The organism is Viridibacillus sp. NPDC093762 (genome assembly GCF_050279675.1).
Classification (GTDB): Bacteria; Bacillota; Bacilli; order Bacillales_A; family Planococcaceae; genus Viridibacillus.
On sequence record NZ_JBNNUK010000018.1, the window covers coordinates 30703 to 51670 of the forward strand.

The 20968-nt window shown below is 35.6% G+C and carries 17 protein-coding genes and 1 pseudogene; 15 read left to right on the plus strand and 3 right to left on the minus strand.

Features of this window, described 5'->3' with window-relative positions:
• The first annotated feature begins 198 nt into the window (after positions 1 to 198).
• From ACQKM9_RS17635 to ACQKM9_RS17660, 6 genes are all read left to right on the plus strand, one after another.
• On the plus strand, positions 199 to 1545 hold the full coding sequence (locus tag ACQKM9_RS17635) for a cytochrome ubiquinol oxidase subunit I (RefSeq protein ID WP_427735689.1): 1347 nt from the start codon (positions 199 to 201) through the stop codon (positions 1543 to 1545).
• On the plus strand, positions 1542 to 2567 hold the full coding sequence (locus tag ACQKM9_RS17640) for a cytochrome d ubiquinol oxidase subunit II (RefSeq protein WP_427735690.1): 1026 nt from the start codon (positions 1542 to 1544) through the stop codon (positions 2565 to 2567). The genes ACQKM9_RS17635 and ACQKM9_RS17640 overlap by 4 nt, the downstream gene beginning before the upstream one ends.
• 15 nt (positions 2568 to 2582) lie before the next feature.
• Entirely contained in the window at positions 2583 to 2690 is a 108-nt protein-coding gene (gene cydS, locus ACQKM9_RS17645; protein WP_427735691.1) for a cytochrome bd oxidase small subunit CydS, read from the plus strand.
• 224 nt (positions 2691 to 2914) lie between these two features.
• Entirely contained in the window at positions 2915 to 4276 is a 1362-nt protein-coding gene (gene rlmD / locus ACQKM9_RS17650) for a 23S rRNA (uracil(1939)-C(5))-methyltransferase RlmD (RefSeq protein WP_427735692.1), read from the plus strand.
• Positions 4277 to 4645: 369 nt separating this feature from the next.
• Complete coding sequence (locus ACQKM9_RS17655; RefSeq protein ID WP_427735693.1) at positions 4646 to 5875, plus strand: MFS transporter; 1230 nt, start codon at positions 4646 to 4648, stop codon at positions 5873 to 5875.
• 711 nt (positions 5876 to 6586) lie between these two features.
• Positions 6587 to 7093, plus strand: coding sequence for a DUF1456 family protein (locus ACQKM9_RS17660; RefSeq protein WP_427735694.1), 507 nt, complete (start codon positions 6587 to 6589; stop codon positions 7091 to 7093).
• Between the two features lie 338 nt (positions 7094 to 7431).
• Here the strand turns inward: ACQKM9_RS17660 and ACQKM9_RS17665 are convergent, their stop codons facing one another.
• Both ACQKM9_RS17665 and ACQKM9_RS17670 read right to left on the minus strand, forming a co-directional pair.
• Positions 7432 to 7641 carry a small, acid-soluble spore protein, alpha/beta type gene (locus ACQKM9_RS17665; protein WP_427735695.1) on the minus strand — a complete coding sequence of 70 codons (210 nt, stop codon included), beginning with the start codon at positions 7639 to 7641 and terminating at the stop codon, positions 7432 to 7434.
• 454 nt (positions 7642 to 8095) lie between these two features.
• Positions 8096 to 8647, minus strand: a complete 552-nt coding sequence (locus tag ACQKM9_RS17670; RefSeq protein ID WP_427735696.1) for a DJ-1/PfpI family protein — start codon at positions 8645 to 8647, stop codon at positions 8096 to 8098.
• Positions 8648 to 8889: 242 nt separating this feature from the next.
• On the opposite strand from ACQKM9_RS17670, the gene ACQKM9_RS17675 reads away from it, so the two are divergent.
• The 3 genes and pseudogenes from ACQKM9_RS17675 to ACQKM9_RS17685 all read left to right on the plus strand — a co-directional run.
• Complete coding sequence (locus ACQKM9_RS17675) at positions 8890 to 9318, plus strand: S1 domain-containing RNA-binding protein (protein WP_427735697.1); 429 nt, start codon at positions 8890 to 8892, stop codon at positions 9316 to 9318.
• A 186-nt stretch (positions 9319 to 9504) separates the two neighbouring features.
• Positions 9505 to 9753 carry a YkuS family protein gene (locus ACQKM9_RS17680; RefSeq protein WP_427735698.1) on the plus strand — a complete coding sequence of 83 codons (249 nt, stop codon included), beginning with the start codon at positions 9505 to 9507 and terminating at the stop codon, positions 9751 to 9753.
• Positions 9754 to 9833: 80 nt separating this feature from the next.
• Positions 9834 to 10121 (plus strand): annotated as a pseudogene (locus ACQKM9_RS17685) (5-methyltetrahydropteroyltriglutamate--homocysteine S-methyltransferase); the annotation flags it as partial.
• 65 nt (positions 10122 to 10186) lie between these two features.
• Here the strand turns inward: ACQKM9_RS17685 and ACQKM9_RS17690 are convergent.
• On the minus strand, positions 10187 to 10681 hold the full coding sequence (locus ACQKM9_RS17690; protein ID WP_427735719.1) for a L,D-transpeptidase family protein: 495 nt from the start codon (positions 10679 to 10681) through the stop codon (positions 10187 to 10189).
• Between the two features lie 298 nt (positions 10682 to 10979).
• Between ACQKM9_RS17690 and ACQKM9_RS17695 the strand changes: the two genes are divergently transcribed.
• The 6 genes from ACQKM9_RS17695 (at position 10980) to ACQKM9_RS17720 (ending at position 20894) form a co-directional block, all read left to right on the plus strand.
• Positions 10980 to 12875, plus strand: a complete 1896-nt coding sequence (locus ACQKM9_RS17695; RefSeq protein ID WP_427735720.1) for a PrkA family serine protein kinase — start codon at positions 10980 to 10982, stop codon at positions 12873 to 12875.
• A 384-nt stretch (positions 12876 to 13259) separates the two neighbouring features.
• The gene (gene yhbH / locus ACQKM9_RS17700; RefSeq protein ID WP_427735699.1) at positions 13260 to 14423 is read left to right on the plus strand and encodes a sporulation protein YhbH; all 1164 of its coding nucleotides are present in this window, start codon (positions 13260 to 13262) and stop codon (positions 14421 to 14423) included.
• A gap of 62 nt (positions 14424 to 14485) precedes the next feature.
• Positions 14486 to 15892 (plus strand): SpoVR family protein, encoded by a 1407-nt coding sequence (locus tag ACQKM9_RS17705; RefSeq protein WP_427735700.1) that lies wholly within the window; start codon positions 14486 to 14488, stop codon positions 15890 to 15892.
• Positions 15893 to 16067: 175 nt separating this feature from the next.
• Positions 16068 to 16370: a YunC family protein gene (locus tag ACQKM9_RS17710; RefSeq protein WP_427735701.1), complete on the plus strand. Its 303-nt coding sequence runs from the start codon at positions 16068 to 16070 to the stop codon at positions 16368 to 16370.
• 220 nt (positions 16371 to 16590) lie between these two features.
• Positions 16591 to 17295 (plus strand): DUF421 domain-containing protein, encoded by a 705-nt coding sequence (locus ACQKM9_RS17715; protein ID WP_427735702.1) that lies wholly within the window; start codon positions 16591 to 16593, stop codon positions 17293 to 17295.
• Between the two features lie 215 nt (positions 17296 to 17510).
• Positions 17511 to 20894: a S8 family peptidase gene (locus tag ACQKM9_RS17720; RefSeq protein WP_427735703.1), complete on the plus strand. Its 3384-nt coding sequence runs from the start codon at positions 17511 to 17513 to the stop codon at positions 20892 to 20894.
• Positions 20895 to 20968 lie beyond the last annotated feature (74 nt).

Genomic DNA, 20968 nt, shown 5'->3' on the forward strand with positions numbered 1-20968 from the left:
TTTGAACATGAATACGTGATAAATCTGTCACGTTCGGAAGTTAGAATACAGGCTGCTATGGGTATAATAATAAGTAAGGGAGAGTGCGCTATGTATAAAACACATGAGAAGAAACTAATCTGGTTAAGCTTTATCGTAGCAGGTATTATGCTGCTGTCACTCGTCGGACGAATTTTTGGAAGCTGAGGAGGAACAATCATGGAAAATGAAAGTGCTGTATTTTTTAGCCGTGTCTTAACGGAGCTTACATTATCTTTCCATATCATTTACGCTACAATTGGCGTAGGTGTCCCATTGATGATTATGATTGCACAATGGGTAGGGATTAAGAAGAATGATGAGCATTATATTCTACTTGCAAGGCGTTGGGCGCGTGGATTCGTTATTACTGTTGCAGTTGGTGTAGTAACAGGTACCGCTATCGGTTTGCAGTTATCGCTACTTTGGCCTAACTTCATGCAGCTAGCAGGTAATGTTATTGCATTACCACTTTTTATGGAGACATTTGCGTTTTTCTTTGAAGCAATCTTTTTAGGTATTTATTTATACACTTGGGACCGTTTTGAAAATCAAAAGAAACATTTATTATTATTAATTCCTGTTGCAATTGGTGCATCGATGTCAGCAGTCTTTATTACAATCGTGAATGCATTTATGAATGCACCACAAGGATTTGATATCGTAGATGGTCAGCTTGTTAATATACAACCAATTTTAGCGATGTTAAACCCAGCAATGCCTACTAAAGTAGCGCATGTGGTCGTAACAGCCTACATGACAGCAGCCTTTGTTTTAGCAGCTATTGCAGCATTTAAAATGCTTAAAGGATCAAATCACGTTTATCACAAAAAGGCGTTGTTCTTATTAATGAAAGTTGGTTTAGTATTTGCCGTTGCATCAGCAATTATTGGAGATTTCTCTGCAAAATACTTAGTGGAATATCAACCAGAAAAGTTAGCAGCAGCTGAGTGGCATTTTGAAACTGAGAAAAATGCTCCACTTGTTCTATTTGGTGTAACCGATGGTGAAGAAGTGAAGTATGCCATTAAAGTGCCTTATGCTTTAAGCTTTTTAGCACATTCAAATCCTACAGCTGAGGTTATTGGTTTAAATGAATTTCCAGAAGATGAAATCCCACCACTTTACATTCACTACTTGTTCGATACGATGGTCATGATTGGTATGTTCATGGTATTAGTGTCAGCAGTATATATTTTGGGGAAAATTCGAGGTTGGTCTTTTGTAAGTACCAAATGGTTCCGCTGGGTCATTGTTGCAGGAGGACCGTTATCTATTATTGCCATTGAAGCTGGCTGGTGGCTTGCAGAAGTTGGTCGTCAACCGTGGATTTTACGTAAATATATGAAGGTAGCAGAGGCTGCAACAACAAGTGATCATGTGGACATAATGTTGATACTATTCTGTGGCCTATATATTATTTTAGGTGTTGGTAGTGTCGTCGTACTTCGTCGTATGTTCCGTCACAATCCAATTGAACAAGAAATTGAAGATCGCAAAGCTGAAAGAGGCGGTGACTTCTCATGACATTAGAAATTCTAGGGATATCCGTATTATGGCTGTTTTTATTAGGCTATTTAATAATTGGATCAATTGACTTTGGTGCAGGGTTTTTCAATGCTTATGGTGTATTAACAGGTCGAGAACATATTTTAACGAATATTATTCAACGTTATTTGTCACCAGTATGGGAAGTAACGAACGTATTCTTAGTATTCTTTTTCGTGGGAGTTGTTGGTTTCTTCCCGAAAACAGCTTTTTATTACGGGACAACATTACTCGTGCCAGCAAGTATTGCGATTATTCTCCTGGCTATTCGTGGTAGTTATTACGCGTTTGAATCGTATGGGTCACGGGGACATAAAGGTTATTCGTTTATGTACGGAGCAGCAGGATTGTTAATCCCAGCTTCATTATCAGTAGTGTTAACGATTTCTGAAGGTGGCTTTGTATCGATGGTGCATGGTAATCCAGTGCTCGATTATCAAGCATTGTTCACAAGCCCATTAACTTGGAGTATAGTCGTGTTGGCTATAGCGGCTGTTCTATATATATCAGCGGTATTTTTAACTTGGTATGCAGATAAAGCTGGAGATCGAAAAGCTACAACGCTTTTAAGAAAATACGCGCTTATTTGGGCGGGGCCATTAGCAATTTCTGTTATTGGGATTATGTTTGAGTTAAGTAAACATAACGTCGAACATTATAATCGCATGATTGATATTGGTTGGATGTTCGGTCTGTCAGCAATCATGTTTGTCATTACAGTATGGTTTATTTGGAAGCAACGGCATTATAGCTGGGCGCTAGGCTTACTTGTTGGTCAATTTACTTTGGCATTTTTTGCCTATGGTATCTCACATTATCCATATTTACTTTACCCATACTTGACTATATATGATAGCTTCACGAATCCAGCAATGGCAACCGCTTTAGTAGTTGCTTTCGTGCTAGGACTTTTACTGCTATTACCATCAATATATTTGCTCTTGAAGCTATTCTTATTCAACAAAGATTATATTCGTGGGAAAAAAGACCATCATGCATAAGGGAGGATTTTCAGAATGGTTAATTTTCTAATTTTTTATGCACCATTTATCATATTAGCAGCATCCATTGCCGTAGCCTTCTTTGTAGCGTTAAAAGATGGGCCAGTTACTAAAGGTGAATAATTAACTTTTTAAATCCAAGTGTTGATTCTGGCACTTGGATTTTTTCTGCATCTAGTTTTGTGTACCACACCATCGAGGTCGCTTCGAATACTCATATAAAGTAAAAAAGCGACTTCACATGAGTGTCCGCCACCGTTTGATGGGTGTGAACGGGCACTCTGCGCTTTTGTTCCTTCTAAGAGGTCATGGTACAATAGAAGAACTGAAATGGAGGAAGTACGAAAATGACAGCACCAGTAAAGAAAAATGACCGCTTGACGGTTTATATAGAAGACTTAACACATGATGGAGCAGGGGTTGCGAAAATCGATGGTTACCCACTTTTTATCCAAGGTGGACTGCCTGATGAAACTGCTGAAGTCCATGTATTGAAAACATTAAAAAACTATGGCTTTGCAAAAATTATCAGCATTACAGAACCTTCACCTGACCGCGTCGCTGCACCATGCCCAGTATTTGCACAATGTGGCGGTTGTCAGCTACAGCACTTATCATACGAAGGTCAATTGAAATGGAAAGAGAAAATGGTTCGTAATGTCATGACTCGTATCGGTAAGATTGACGCACCAGTGTTACCTGTTAAAGGTATGGACAATCCGTGGAACTATCGCAATAAAGCTCAAATTCCATTTGGCTTAAATGGCGAAGCACCGATTGCAGGTTTTTACAAAACAAAATCACATGATATCGTCGATACAGATCGTTGCCTAATCCAAACGGCAGAAGCAGATGCCATTTTAGAAGGCTTAAAACCTCGCCTCTGGAAGTTAGGTATTAAACCATATGATGAGCGAACAGGACAGGGTATGCTACGACATGTAGTAGTACGCAAAGGCCGTGCAACAAACGAAGTAATGGTAGTACTTGTAACGAAAAAGCGCATATTCCCGCAAGCTGAAGCAGCAGTGGAATTAATCAAGCAACTTGTACCAAATGTGACATCTATTATGCAAAATATTAATGGTGAAAAAACAAACGTTATCTTCGGTAACGATACGTTAAAACTTTGGGGCAATGACACCATTGAAGATACAATTGGCGATGTACGTTTCGAAATTTCAGCACGTTCATTCTATCAAGTAAACCCTGAGCAAACAGAAGTGCTGTATAAGCAAGCTTTAGATTACGCAGACCTAAAAGGGGATGAAACAGTGATCGATGCTTACTGTGGCATTGGTTCAATTTCATTATTCCTAGCACAAAAAGCGAAATCTGTTATGGGTGTGGAAATCGTACCTCAAGCAATTGAGGATGCTAAACGTAACGCTGAACTGAATGGCTTTACAAATACGTATTTCGAGGCAGGTCCAGCGGAAGAAGTTATTCCTCGTTGGTACACAGAAGGTAAAACAGCAGACGTTTTAGTAGTCGATCCACCACGCAAAGGTTGCGACGAAGCATTGTTAAATACAATTTTAGAGCAACGTCCAAAATGTGTTGTGTATGTATCATGTAACCCAGCTACATTGGCAAGAGATTTAAGAATCTTAGAAGATGGTGGCTATAAAACACAGGAAGTACAACCCGTGGATATGTTCCCACATACGGCTCATTGCGAAGCTGTCGCGTGGTTGGAATTGATATAGTAAAGTAAAAATAGACTCTTGCTACATGAAATAAAGTTGTGCAAACCGTGTGGATAAAGAATGGAGAGAAAAGGGGATATCCCTATCTCACCATCCTTTATCCACTTTTTGTTTGTAAACGAAGTACAGATTAAGAAAAAGAGGATAAGAAATATCTTATATGAGACGTGATAAAATCCAAGATTTAAGCTTTTTTATTGAATTTATCGAACTAAAAAAACTTTCAACCCAATTAAAGTCATAAAACTATTCTGAAAAAAGGGATTTACCGCTACATGAAGTTCATATATATAGAGTAAAAGTTAATGGGAGTGGAAATAATCGGAAAAACAAAATAGCAGATACAGATGGGGTGTATTTGTTGCTGTATTGTTTACTTATTTGTTAATGGCAAGCCAACGAACCGCTCCAGGATTGATTACAGACCAATTGATGAGGGATTTTAATGTAACTGCATCAACGATTGGGTTATTGACGAGTATACAATTTTTTGTATACACGAGTTTGCAAATTCCGATGGGGATTTTGGCCGATCGTTTTGGTCCAAACTTTTTTCTAATTATCGGGGCAATACTTACAGGTTTAGGTACAATTATTTATAGTCTTGGTACACATGAATTTGTCCTGTTTTTTTCTAGAATATTAACTGGGATAGGGGATGCGACCATATGGGTTAATATGGTGCTAATTTTGGCCCAATGGTTTCATACAAAGGAATTTGTTCGATTAATTGGTCTGGCGGGCATGACAGGAAGTCTTGGTTTCTTATTGGCGACAGTCCCTTTCTCCACATGGATACTTTTACTTGGTTGGAGGGCAGCATTTTTCTCAGCAGGATTATTATTATGTTTATGTGGATTTCTTCTTTATTTCGTACTTGTAAAAAAAACTAAACGAATCTTTTTGGATGAATCGGTAGTTGTAACAGTAGAGGTAGAACGCGAAAAAACATTAGTTTTACTGCGAAGAATATTTTCAAATCGGCAAGCATGGGCTCTATTCTTTTGTCATTTTGGAGTAGTTGGAGGTTATGTAGGGTTTATCAGTTCTTGGGCAGTACCATATGGGATGAATATGTATGAAATGACACGCTCAGATGCAAGCCAGCTGATTATGATCGGACTCATTGGGGCACTTATTGGAGCTCCTCTAACTAGTTGGATTTCAAGCCGGTTAGAAACAATAAAAAGGCCATATATTGTCGTTCATAGCACTGTTTTATTGGGGTGGTTTTCTTTCCTTGTATTTAATGGGCACCCGTCATTTTTCTTGCTAGTTATACTATTCTTTATCATTGGCTTTGGATATGGGGCAAGTGCATTAACCTTTGCAGCTGTACGTCAATCTTTCCCTATAAAAGAATCGGGCATTGTTTCTGGGGTTGCAAATACGGGAGGCTTTCTAAGTGCTGTATTGCTACCAATCATTTTTGGATATATATTGGATCATTTCCAAGCTACTTCAGGGAATCAAGTTGGTGGATACTACTATGGTTTCTTCGCGCCAGTTATATTCTCCATAATTGGCTTGATTGGAGTGATTTCATATAAGGAAAAGCGTCAGGTAACAGGAGATAAAACGAATATTAGCATATCTTAAATAACATAATTAAATATATTCCTTGAACGGTAGTTATTGTTGAAATGTATTTTTAGAAAAAAATATATGGTTCTTAGTTGACTAATCCTTTGTCATGCTTACTTTGAAAAAAAGTACATGGAAGCCTATGCAATCAATTGAAAAACACTAAATATAACTGAGAAAAAATGTTGATCTAATCATCAATTGAAATGCATTTCTGTTTATATTGATGACCTATTAATCTAACAAATTTAGATAGTTTGTCTTGAGGAAGTCTAAACACAAAACCAATTACAGTGCGATGTTAAAGAAGACCATGGATTTGAAATATTCTATGGTCTTTTTTATATTCATGTTAATTCATAAAATAACTAATGGGTAGTATAGATTAGTTAGTGAGTGAGAAGATAAAGATGTACGAATACTAAGCTCTACTTAATCTTCTAGAAGCTAAAAAGAGAAATCGACATAACTTGAAATAAACGATATTTCTTGTGGAAATGGAGATCGTAAGAGTGTTTACACTTATTTGTAGAGTAGTTTGTCTTTATTGTTCTTCTGAATAGGTGATGTGAAAATAGATGTCGATTCCTAAAGCTAATTGATAGAAATAGAATTTTTTTTAGGTACTACTAACAACGTTGTGTATATACGTGTTAAGATTCTTAAAGGACAATCAAACAGCTGAAGCGACGAAGAAAAATAGCAATAGTATGAGGTGCATTATAAATGGATAACAATGATATTTTAATTAGAACAAGATACGCTCTAGATATAAAAAATAGAGATATGGTAGAGATATTTAAACTTGGTGGTATGGAAGTAACAAGAGAAGAAGTACCAAAAATACTGACAAAATCAAAAGATGAATTCGATGATGAAGTTAACTTAGAAGAAAATGACGATCAGATAAAATGTGATTATAAAATGTTAGAGTCATTTTTAAATGGCTTCATTACTTTTAAAAGAGGTAAACAAGATTTAAAACCAGGACAACCAAAAGCTCCTGAAACAACGAAGGATCATGTGAATAATATGCTTCTTAAAAAATTGAAAGTAGCACTACAATTAACAACAGAAGATATGTTGGATATACTTGATGATGGTGGTATAGCTGTTTCAAAAGGTGAATTAGGCGCTATCTTTAGAAAACCAGGTCATAGAAATTATAAAGAATGCGGCGATAATTTCGCACGTAAATTCTTAAAAGGCTTGGCGGTAAGGTATAGAGCGTAATGGAATAGCATACTCAATTTTCACAAAAAGCCTCTTTCTTTGGAAAGGGCTTTTTGTGTTGTATTGATTATATTTGTAATAATACAATCTCAAATATTGAGGATGTTTTTCAAGTGAATGATTATTAATGTTTAGATTAATTCATTTCTTATGTGCTATGTTCCTGCATGCGACACATGTAGAGCAGTATCACGATAGAAGTTACTATAATCATTAAGAATGAAATTCAACTAGAGGAATTCGTTCATTTTTATTAGACTGTGGTTAATTAAATTGAAGTTTATAAATCCAAAGTAAAAAGGTAGAGCGTGATAACTCTACCTTCTTACTTTGGATTTTTATTGATTAGAATTGCCTTTTATTTGGTTTTCAGCCATTTGAACTAGTCGTTTAGTAATTTCTCCACCAACTGAACCGTTTGCGCGAGAAGAAGCTTCTCCTCCAAGTTGTACACCAAACTCTTGAGCAATTTCATATTTCATTTGATCAACCGCTTGTTGAACACCTGGTACTTCAAGTTTATTTGAACTTCGGTTATTTGAAGCCATATTTTTTCACCTCCTTGTGATATTAGAATGGACAAAGATTTGTTTTTAATACATTTAGTGAAGAGGTGGATAGTTCATCATACATGTTGTTTTAGGCTGCTATAGCAATATAAATACCTCTTTCAAAAAACAAAAAATTAAATTAAGCGTTTAATGGAAGGGGTTTTAAACAGTATTTTTGAAATGAAAATATAGCAATTACAAAAAGTTTATTCTGTGAGACGAATGGAGAAATAATTATGCAGTCAAAAGAGGATGGGGAAGTTTGGTGGAAGAAAGTATAGAATAGCCAATTGAATTACAGATTAAAACAGATCTACATTTTAATATATACAATTTTCAAATGTTTACTGTTTATTAATGAGGTAGTAAATTAGTAGCTATAAAGAAAAGTACCCAAAATACATTAGGATATTTTGGATACATTCTTTTGTCTATTTTTTATGAACAAATTTTATTGATTTAATTGTTTAATGAATTCTCTCATAAATCCTGGTAGATCTGGCCATGCATGTCCGGAAATGAGGTTTCCTTGAACATGGAGAGGGTCTTCAATATAAGTAGCCCCTGCAGCTTCTACATCTGGTTTACATGCGATATAAGCCGTTAATTCGCGACCTTTTAAGTATTGAGAAACAGTTGTTAAAATGAGACTAGCGTGACAAATTGCTGCAACAGGTTTATTTGCTTCAAAGAAATGAGTGACGATCTTTGGAACATTTTCATTTAATCGAATGTATTCAGGAGCTCTTCCTCCAGGGATAATCAATCCATCATACTCTTCAGGCTGTACATTCTCAAACGCCAAATGAGATTCAATTAAGTAACCTTTACTCTCAGTATAAGTATCCCAACCAATGAAATCATGAACGACTGTCTGTAAGTTTTTCTTCGATGGAGCGGCTATTTGCACATCATAGCCCTCTTCAAGACAACGAAAATACGGATAATAAATCTCCAAAGCTTCAACGGCATCTCCAGCTAACAATAATACTTTCTTTGACATTACTCATTTCCTCCTCTCAAAAATGGACTTTCGCCTTCACTTATATATTCTGAACATATTATTGATTCCCTCTATTGCGTGCGATTTTTTTTTTATAAATCTAATGATGCCAGTCACCGATACTACTGACGTTATTAGTATTAAATTGGAAATATTGTTGATATTAAATAATATTACAGATGACTGGCGTCAAAAAATAAATTTGATATAATAAAGTATAGTATTTATTAGGAGGAAATGGATTGTCAGTAGAAATTGGTAGCAAGTTACAAGGTAAGGTTACAGGAATCACAAATTTTGGTGCGTTTGTTGAGTTGCCGGATAAGGTGACAGGGCTTGTGCACATTAGTGAAGTTGCAGAAGCTTACGTAAAAGATATTAATGAACATCTTAAAGTTGGGGATCAAGTAGAAGTAAAGGTCCTAAGCGAAAAAGAAGGGAAAATTGCTTTATCTATTAAAAAAGCGATTGATAAACCTGTTGAAAATACGTCTTCTTATACGAAGCGCCCATATCGCCAGAAGGATAATCGTCAACGAGGCAATTTCCAACCAAAGGAAACCTTTGAAGATAAGATGGCTAAATTCTTAAAATCAAGTGAAGATAATTTATCTACTTTAAAACGCAGCACCGAGTCTAAACGCGGTGGAAGAGGCGGACGAAGAGGGTAATGATAGATAGCAGAAGAAACGCACATCATTTAAGATGTGCGTTTCTTTTTATTTTATGGACTAAAGTCACCGACACTTCTTATAATAGATATCTTATTATGGGGTTTTGTCTTTGTTTTAGTTGAAATTGCATACATAAATATAAGTAGAAACGGACATCTTATCAACTAGGAGGTGAACCCTACTATGTCGATAATAGGTGTAGAGCAATCGTTAACGAATGTATCGGAGGCTTTGCTTGCAAAGGGCTATGAAGTCGTTGAACTGAAACATGAAGCGGACGCAACGGGGGTAGATTGTTGTGTCATTACAGGGTTGGACAATAATGCACTGGGTATTCACGATACGTCCATTCAAGGTTCAATTATTGAAGCGGCGGGCCTATCTGCAGATGAAGTCTGTCAGAAAGTAGAAGAAAAACTTAATCTACATTAATAAAACAAAGCCAGGTCTAGTATAGACCTGGCTTTGTTTTATTATACGTATAGTAGTGGTCACCTAAACTACTTAAATCCATAGAATTTGATAATGAACGATCAGGAGATTTTAATCCATTACGATTCATTAAAGATCAACATGTCGTTTTGGGATTGATTACTTCCAAGACTTCTGAACTTGAAGATGAAGATGAAATTAAAGGAAGAATCGAAGAAGCAACGAAATATGTGAATATCGATCAACTTTGCTTAAGTCTACAATGTGGTTTTGCCTCTACTGAAGAAGGCAATCTATTAACTGAAGAACAGCAATGGGAAAAATTACGTCATGTTGTATGTATCGCTAAAGACGTTTGGAATAAATAGATTTTAAAATCAGGACTATCTACAAAAGTCGACTATCAGACTATTGTGGGTAGTCCTATTTACCATTATGGATGTATAAAAACCGGAGTTCCTATTGGAATTATACTTGCTAACTCTTCTACATCCTCATTATGCATGCGGATACAGCCGTGAGATACGGCCTTACCGATTGAGCTTGGGTCATTTGTGCCGTGAATTCCATACGTATCTTTTGATAAGCTCATCCACATCGTTCCAAATGGGCCTCCTGGGTTAGGTGCTTTATTAATGATAATAAAATTTCCTACAGGTGTATTGGTTAACATTTTTCCAACCGCAATAGGATATTGCTTTTGTAATACACCATCTTTATATAATCTAAGCCAACGATTGTCGAGTGAAACATCAATTTGATATGGAATTGTATTAGGATCAGGAAAACCTGGAATAACAATAGGTTGGCCAATATAAAGTACATTTGGATCGATAGATGGGTTCGCGCTTATAATTGCGGATAGCGGAGTGCGATAATCTCTAGAAAGTTGAAACAGTGTTTCACCTGGTTTAACCGTATGAATCAGTGTAATCACCTCCGAAGTTGTTACAGTACATTATATGTTTGTTATATAGGGAGTTCCATAATGACATATTGATATTCACAATTTTTTTAGAAGGAAGGCAGAATAGGTAAAACTGCTGACAACTATAAAATTGGTCTTTAGTAGGATTAATGACACTTTAACCAGTTGAATGCATGCTCCATGAGCTACTTCAAGATTTCCTTAAAGAAGAATCCTCAACAATGACTCATTATCGGGTATCATTATTTCTCTAATTTCATACTATGTTATAAATCAGGCTAAGAATGGAGGGAAGGCTATAGACATTTTAAGTAAGTTTAAAGTTTATCGTGAAGAAGAAAACAGACTGAAATGGGAAGGCTCATTTGCGGATTATTTAAACATTGTAAAGGAAAGGCCGGAAGTTGCTCAAACAGCCCATTCACGTGTATACAATATGATTAAAAGCTCTGGATTAGAAGAAAGAGATGGGCAAAAATTATTTAACTTTTTTGGACAAGAAATTTTCGGGCTCGAATCAGCAATTGAAAGATTGGTAGAGGAATACTTTCATCCTGCAGCAAGAAGATTAGATGTTCGCAAGCGGATTTTATTATTAATGGGACCCGTGAGTGGAGGGAAATCTACAATTGTGACATTGCTAAAGCGAGGGCTTGAGCAATATTCACGAACAGATGAAGGAGCGGTATACGCAATAAAAGGATGTCCGATGCATGAAGACCCACTCCACCTTATTCCACACCATTTGCGTAAAGATTTTTATGAAGAGTATGGTTTGCGCATAGAGGGTAATTTATCTCCTTTAAACACGATGAGACTTGAAAAAGAATATGATGGCCTTATTGAAAATGTCATGATTGAACGGATTACCTTTTCAGAAGATAAACGTGTGGGAATTGGGACATTTACACCTTCTGATCCGAAATCTCAAGACATTGCCGATTTAACTGGTAGTATTGATTTTTCAACGATTGCCGAATTCGGTTCGGAATCAGATCCTCGTGCTTACCGATTTGATGGGGAACTAAACAAAGCAAACCGAGGCATGATGGAATTTCAAGAAATGCTTAAATTAGATGAAAAGTTTTTGTGGAACTTATTATCATTAACACAAGAAGGCAATTTTAAAGCGGGTAGATTTGCATTAATTAGTGCAGATGAATTAATTGTTGCCCATACGAACGAAACTGAATACCGATCTTTTATTTCAAATAAAAAGAACGAGGCACTTCACTCAAGAATTATTGTGATGCCTATTCCTTATAATTTAAAAGTAAGTCAGGAAGAACGAATTTACGAGAAAATGATTAATGAAAGTGATATGGCGCATGTTCATATTGCCCCTCATGCATTAAAAGTAGCTGCAATCTTTTCTGTCTTAACGAGGTTGGAAACACCTAAAAAGCAAAGTATTGATCTTGTGAAAAAGATGCGTATGTACGATGGAGAAAGTGTAGAAGGATATAATTCAGTTGATGTAGAGGAATTGAAAAAAGAGTATCCAAATGAGGGTATGAATGGTATTGATCCTCGTTATATTATAAATCGAATTTCATCTGCCATTATTCGAAAAGAAGTACCATCTATTAATGCATTAGACGTTTTACGTTCACTTAAAGATGGGCTTGACCAACATGCCTCGATTTCCCAAGAAGATAGGGAAAAATTTATCAATTATATTGCAGTTGCAAGAAGAGAATACGATGACATTGCGAAGAATGAAGTTCAAAAAGCATTTGTTTATTCGTATGAAGAATCTGCAAAAACGCTAATGAACAATTACCTCGATAATGTAGAAGCATACTGTAATAAAAATAAAATTCGAGATATCCTTACTGGAGAAGAAATGAATCCAGATGAAAAACTAATGCGATCCATAGAAGAACAAATAGGTATTTCTGAAAATGCGAAGAGGGGATTCCGAGAAGAAATTTTAATTCGTATTTCGGCCTATGCAAGAAATGGAAAGAGATTCGAATATCATTCTCATGAAAGATTACGTGAAGCAATTCAAAAGAAATTGTTTGCTGATTTAAAAGATGTTGTGAAAATTACAACGTCCTCAAAAATGCCTGACGAATCTCAGCTTAAAAAGATTAACGAAGTTGTTGCAAGGCTTATAGATGAGCATGGATATAATTCAACTTCTGCAAATGAATTATTGCAATATGTAGGCAGCTTACTGAATCGTTAAAGTTAAGAAAAGCGTCGAGTTACCCCGAAAAGCGCTGGACGCAAAAGAGCGCCACGCCCTGTAGCAATTTCGAATAAGGATGGCGAATTCTCCTAGGTAGCTACTACAAAACGTATATAATATTTTCTTTTTAAATAAGGGGTGTCCAGATAAATTTTAGGGCACTCTTTTTTATTTACAAAAAGAAGTCAAACAATTATAAATACTAACATATTATAAGAAAAGTGCCTTCCTATTTTAAGAAATCTCACCTAAGAAGTAGAACATACAGGGAGTCGTACTAAAAAATGTAATATCAAGAAAGAACGGTCTTTTGATTAGGGTGTAAAGTCGGTTGCTAATAGGCTTAGGCGAATTTGATTTTATAGATGGGTGAGGATAAAAATGAGCGAAAACCAGGATAAGCGCTTTGTCATCTCTCAGGAAAATTGGTCCCTCCATCGCAAAGGGTACCAAGATCAACAACGCCACATGGAAAAAGTAAAAGATGCAATTAAAAATAATTTACCAGATTTAATAAGTGAAGAAAGTATTGTTATGTCAAATGGTCGCGAGGTTATTAAAATTCCTATACGATCTCTAGATGAATATAAAATTCGTTATAACTATGATAAGTCAAAACATGTTGGTCAAGGACAAGGTGATAGTCAGGTAGGCGATGTAGTAGCAAGAGCTCCAAGTCAAGGGGATAAAGGTAAAAGCGCAGGAAACGGTAAAGAAGCAGGTGACAAACCTGGAGAAGATTATTATGAGGCAGAAGTCAGTCTTGAAGAAATAGAGAGTGCCTTATTTAAAGAGTTAGAGTTACCTAATTTGAAAGAAAAAGAAGTGGCAGATATCACAACAGAAAAAATTGAATTTAACGATATTCGGAAAAAAGGTCTTATGGGTAATATCGATAAGAAGCGTACAATCTTAAATGCGATTAAACGTAATGCCATTAAAGGAAAAGCAGATATTGCTCCTATCCATAATGACGACTTACGTTTTAAAACATGGGATGAAGTGACAAACCCTGAATCAAAGGCAGTAGTTCTAGCGATGATGGATACAAGTGCCTCGATGGGCAATTTTGAAAAGTATTGTGCAAGGAGCTTTTTCTTTTGGATGACAAGGTTTTTACGTTCCAAATACGAAACAGTTGAAATTGAATTTATTGCTCATCATACAGAAGCAAAAGTAGTATCAGAGGAAGATTTCTTTTCAAAAGGAGAAAGTGGAGGAACACTTTGCTCATCCGCCTATATAAAAGCTTTAGAACTGATTAAACAGAAATATAACCCAACGAGATATAATATTTATCCTGTTCATTTTTCAGATGGAGAAAATATGTCAACTGATAATGAAAAGTGTATGAAATTGGTTCAGGAATTAATGAAAGTATCCAGTATGTTCGGGTACGGAGAAGTAAATCAACATAATCGTTTTTCTACATTAATGTATAACTATAAAAAAATTGAAGATCAGAAATTTCGCCACTATATATTGAGACATAAAAGTGACGTTTATGAAGCGTTAAAAAGCTTTTTCCAAAAAGTTGAGTCTTAAGCGAGAGATGGATGGTGCCAAGCACTCATTTCCTAATAATAGACACGGGGGGATTTAGATAAATGGAAAAAGAGCTTCACCAAGCGATTGATGAAATTACGGAAATTGCGACTGGGTTTGGTCTAGACTTTTACCCGATGCGTTATGAAATATGCCCTGCAGATATTATTTATACATTTGGAGCATACGGTATGCCTACTCGTTTTTCCCATTGGAGTTTCGGTAAACAATTTCACAAAATGAAGCTGCAGTATGATTTAGGTTTAAGTCAAATTTATGAGCTTGTCATTAACTCCAACCCTTGTTATGCATTCTTACTCGATACAAATAAGTTAACACAAAATAAACTGATCATAGCGCACGTTTTAGCGCACTGTGACTTTTTCAAGAATAACGTTCGCTTCTCTAACACAAGACGAGATATGGTCGAGAGTATGACAGCTACGGCTGAACGAATAGCCAATTATGAAATGCTCTTCGGAAAAGACGAAGTAGAAGAGTTTTTAGATGCTGTTTTAGCTATTCAAGAGCATATCGATCCATCTATACAGCGACCTAAGCTGTTAACATATGAAAACGAAATTGATGATGATGAGGATGTAGCTCGTAAAACACCTTACGATGATCTTTGGAGAATAGATGAAAAAGAAAAAGAAAAAGAACAGAAGACAATACGACAAAAAAAGAAACAGTTTCCTCCATATCCAGAAAAAGATCTACTATTATTTATCGAGCAATATAGTCGTGAATTAGAGGAATGGCAACGAGATATATTAACGATGATGCGTGAGGAAATGCTCTATTTTTGGCCACAATTAGAAACGAAAATTATGAACGAAGGCTGGGCTTCCTTCTGGCATCAACGTATTATGAGAGAGCTAAATTTAACAACGGATGAATCGATTGAATATGCAAAGTTAAACGCAGGAGTTGTTCAACCGTCTAAGACAACTATAAATCCATATTATCTTGGCCTGAAAATTTTTGAAGATATTGAAAAGAGATATGATTCTCCAACAGAAGAGATGCGCAAATTAGGAGTGAAGCAGAACTCCGGCCGAGAGAAAATGTTTGAAGTAAGAGAAGTTGAATCTGATATTTCCTTTATCCGAAATTATTTAACCAAAGACTTAGTGAAGCATGAAGATCTTTATTTATTTGAAAAAAAGGGCAATGAATATAAAATTACAGATAAAGATTATGAAAATGTACGTGATCAACTCGTATCAATGCGTGTGAATGGTGGATTTCCATATATTGTTGTGAAAGATGGAGATTACTTACGAAATGGTGAATTATATTTAGTCCACGGATTTGAAGGAATGGAACTCGATACTCGCTATTTAGAAAATGTTTTACGATATATTTATCAGCTATGGGGGCGCCCTGTTCATGTAGAAACCCATAGTGAAGAAAAGATAGTTCTCTATTCATATGATGGTAAAAAAAATTCACGTAGATTTTTATAAAACTAAATATGAAACTATTAAGCCCTTGAATTGATATATTTAAGGGCTTTATTTGTTGCATACCTAAATGGAGAAAGATAGGCATGTAAATAGTGAATAAATTAAAGAAGATGCGGAATAACGCGAACAACTTTTTACCCAGTTTCATATGTATATAGAGGAAGGGGCGAATTAGATGGTTTCAACTGAAACAATTAATATTGAGGGTTCTATTTTCAAGGCTGTTACTGTAAGTTTACCTAAAACGACATTGTTAACGGTTTCGAATGATGTAGGTTATATTATGTGTGGTGCGTTAGATGTAGGTCTTTTGAATACGAAATTAGCTGATCGTAAAATAGTTGCCGGTCGAGCAGTTGGTGTGAAGACAATTGAACAATTGTTGAATGCACCTCTTGAGTCAGTTACCCTTGAAGCAGAGCAATTTGGCATTGTTAAAGGAATGGTTGGATCAGAGGCATTATTAAAAATGATTTAAATTATCTTCTAACACTAAGCGATGAAAAGTAGCAATGATGTTAAGTTAAGGTAGAAATTATTATAATAAGTGATCTAATGGGTCGGTCTTCATTACGTAAAGTAATCGGAGGTTGACCCATTTATTTTTATATGGAGAATTATTTTAGCAAGCTTTTTTTATAATACGGAAATTAATGGAGATAATAAGGAAGGTAAAAGGATTGAGAGGATGTATCGCTATGGACTTTTTTCATGCACAAGAAACGCTTTCTGCAATTCAATGGATTCTCCGAGCAATTGTCGCTTTTCTTTTTTTACTCATTACAGCGAAAGTTATGGGGCAACGTTCTATCTCTCAGTTGAGATTACTCGATTTTGCTATGGCAATATCTGTAGGGAATATTATTGCCCATCCCTTGTCTGATGAAGGATTAGGGATGAAGGGATCCATTATTTCTATGTCAACTTTAGTTGTTTTATATTCAGTTGGCGTATACTTGAGCCTTAAATGGGTCCCGTTTCGACATATAATAGATTCCTCACCATTCCCACTTATTAAGAATGGACAAATTGTTTCCAAAAACTTATCAAAGGCTAGGATTTCCATCGATTTACTTTTATCTGAATTAAGAAAAGAAAAAATAGAAGATATTCAAAAGGTTGCTCTAGCTTTATGGGAGCCAGATGGAACTATTTCAAGCTTTTTATACCCTCAATATCAAACATTATCTCGAGCAGATATGAAGTTAGCACCTGAAGCCTTTTCTTTACCTACCGTACTTATTAAAGAGGGTAAGATTGATTACTATGAATTGAAGAACTCAAATATTAATGAGGATTGGCTTAAAGACAGAGTCATATCCATGTTTAACGCAGATGTTAAAGATGTATTATTAGCAACAATAGATCAAAACGATAATTTGCAAGTGTTTCTGTACAACTGAAGACGGTCATCCAAGTAATTCTCGTTGTGTTTAAAATAGATAGGGTTTTATCCAATATTTGTTGAAATCCCTATCTATTGAGATAAACATCGGAAACTAAAAAAGGAACAGCTACTATTAAAAGAATGTAAATTTCAAATTAATATATATAAATTGGTATAAATGGTGTACCTTGTTAAATAGAATATAAGGATTGCTATTTAAGGAGGGTTATTGTGAAATCTATTATAAAAAAAGTAGTAGTAGTTTTAGCAAGCTTTGCATTGTTATTTTCACTAGTTAGTAGTTTAAAAGTAGATGCGAAAACTAAATCTATTGCAGCCAAATTGCACTCGCTTAGCCAAAATGAAAGAACGTCCAAAATTGAAAAGACTGCGAATTATAGTGAAGACACAATTATTATTAAATATTCAAGTTCGCTAAGCGCTAGTGATCATCGCAAGGCTGGTGGTACAGTTGTAAACCAAATAAAAGGACTTAACTATGTAGCTGTTAAAGTTAGTAATAAGAACAAACTACAGCAAACTATTAAAAACTATCAAAAAAACAGTAAGGTAGTTTCTGTTGGTCTTAGTCCAAAATTTCAGCATGCGGGCTCAGTTGATCCGAAAATAAGTGATCAATATATGCATAGCATTCTAAAAACAGCAGATGCCCAAAAGTTGGCGGGAAATAATCAAGTAAAGGTAGCGGTTATTGATACTGGAATTGACCGCAATCATCCGGAGTTAAAAGGGTCTATTCTTTCAAGTACAAACATTATTAATCCGATGAATCCGACAACTACTGACATACATGGAACTCACGTGGCTGGCATTATTGCAGCTAAAAAAGATAACGGTATCGGTGGCTATGGCATAAATCCGAATGTGAAGATTCTTTCTTATGATATTTTTGACGGAGATATGTGGACATTTGACTATACTATTGCAAATGCTATTTTAAAAGCTGTAGACCAAGGAGCGGACGTCATTAACATGAGTTTGCAGGGCTCTATGCCATCTACTGTTTTAGAAGAGGCTGTGGCAAAGGCAATTAGTAGTGGTGTGGTTGTCATTGCTGCAGCGGGAAATCAAGGTTCAGATATGCCAATTTATCCTGCTAAGTATGAAGGGGTAATTAGTGTAGGTTCTATCAATAGCGAAAAAAAATTAAGTGAGTTTTCATCTTACGGTGCATCTACTGATGTGGTAGCACCTGGTGAAAATATTTATGCACCTTTTTATGATGCACAAAAGGGATCAACTTTTGCGAAGTTAAGTGGAACATCTATGGCTTCCCCTGTAGTTGCTGGAACAGCAGCATTGCTGTTATCCAAATATCCAACTTTAAAGCCGGCTGAAGTAGAATATATTTTAGAAAAAACAGCGACAGATTTAGGGGAGAAAGGGTTTGATCATAAATATGGAAATGGTCTCATCAACCCAGTTGCTGCAATGAAATTTGATGTGAAAAAGATTCCCTCTCTAGTGAAAGAGAAGTGGGGTGAAAAAGAAATTATAAAGAACGCTGAGCAGATTTCAATTCCTGCAAAAGTGAAGCATTCTTTTACAAAGCCTTCAGAACAAAAGTGGGTTAAAATTCCTGTAGAAAAGGGCGAATACATTCAAACTTCATTGATTGGTGCAAAGCAATATGATTATAAAATGAGTATTCATTTCTATGGTGATAATCAAAAGCAACTCTTGGATGTCAACGATGTGACGGAAGGGAAAACTGAAGGAAAGCTAATTCAAGCACCCTTTAGTGGAACATTAGCAATTGGTGTAAAAGATGTGAATGGTAACTTTGATGTCTCAGGTCAAAATCAATCAAGTTTCACATTAATAGTTGATAAGGTAACTCAAATTCCAAAAACTGAGTCTACATTAGAAAATCCTATTAAAATAGATAAATGGCCATTTAACCAAGATAACCTTTATATGGCTGGTGAAAATGGTGATACAGATTACTTCCACTTTACATCAAAAGAAGCGCAATTTATGAAATTTGATGTTACAGGTATACCAGGAGTAGATATAAGTGCTGCTGTGTATGAAAAAGAGCAGCTATTCTCAGCAACATCAGAAGAATCAGCTACAGAAGAAATGCCAGCTTTATATATAAGTAATACGCACGGTATAGGAGAAGGAGAAACGCTATTATTCCAAACTGAACCTGAAAAAGAATATTATTTAAAAGTAACAAATAAAGGAACTTTTGGTTATGTTACTTTAGAACAGTTACTATCGGGTTTGGTTGGAGGTTTGGAAGAAAAAGAACCTGCGGGGTCTGCACTCCCATATAGCGTGAGCCTAGTCAGTAAGATTATTCCAGAAGATGAAGATCACTATAGTTCTATGGATGATTCCACAATGATGAATGTACTAGCACAAAATGACTCAGAACGAATTAACTTATTAGAATCGGTAGCACTGCCATACGAATTAGGTGGAACCATTCAAGGCTATTTACAAAATACGATGGACCAAGACTGGTATAAATTGAATTCTACTAGCGCGGGTATTTATCAATTCCAATTACCAACGGCAAAAGATAGTATTCCAAATCTAGGATTGTATGAAGTATTACAAGACGAAGATGAAAATGGAAAACCTTATCAATTCTTATCTCTAGTCGCATCTAATGAGGATTGGAGTTCATATGATGATTGGATCAAAAAGGAGTTTTTCGCTAGTTTAAAAGCAAATAAAACGTATTACTTATCCATAACTCCAAACTTTAATACGTATCAAATTCCGTATGATGGCTATCAAGTAACTTCTAAGCTTGTCGTTAAAGACGCCGGTGATAGCTATGAAGAAAATGACCGCCCAGAGCAAGCAAAAGATTTTCCGGCTTCTGGTGTGACCGCAAATTTCTCTACAGTGAATGATGTTGATACTTATTATTTCACTGCAAAAGAAAAAGCAATATACGGAGTGAAATTCTCCCGCACACCACTAACTTCTAAGCTAAAAGCTAAGTATCCAAAAGAGTTGTTGAGCCCATATTTAGGCCTCATGGAAATTACAGAGGACGTTAACAAAAATCATAAAATAGATGATAAAGATATGGAATACAGAACGTACCTATTGAAAAATACTGCAGATGGAACGACAACAGGCTCCTTTGAAGCAAAAAAAGGCCAATCCTATTTTGTCACTGTTTACGGTTTAGTTGAATCAAGTTCAGCAATTTCTTTATGGCCATATCAACTAAAAGTAGACTCAGTGAATAAAAAAGATGAAGATTCCGGATCTAAAGTGAAAAATAACAATCCTTCTAAGCCTATCAAGCTACAGAAGAAAAGTAGCAAATTATATTCAACGACAGGGTACTTTAATACAGGATATGAAAATGGTGATGAAGATTGGTATATTTATCAACCAACTAAAACAGAACAAGTGACGTTGACACTCGATGCTAGTCAAGAATTAGATGGTGTTATTGAAGTCTATCATAATGGAAAAAGAGTATCCAAATCGGATTTTTATGGGCAAGGAGATAAGGAAATTCTATCCTTGGAAATGACAAAAGGAACATACTATGTAAAGGTTCGAGATGGTCAAGGACGTGCATCAATTGACCCGTATACTTTGTCATTAAAAGTAAAGTAAGAAAGTAGAGGTGATTCCTAAAGTCGTTTCCAAGCGATTTTTAGGAGTCACCTTTTTATGTTATTGCTGCAACA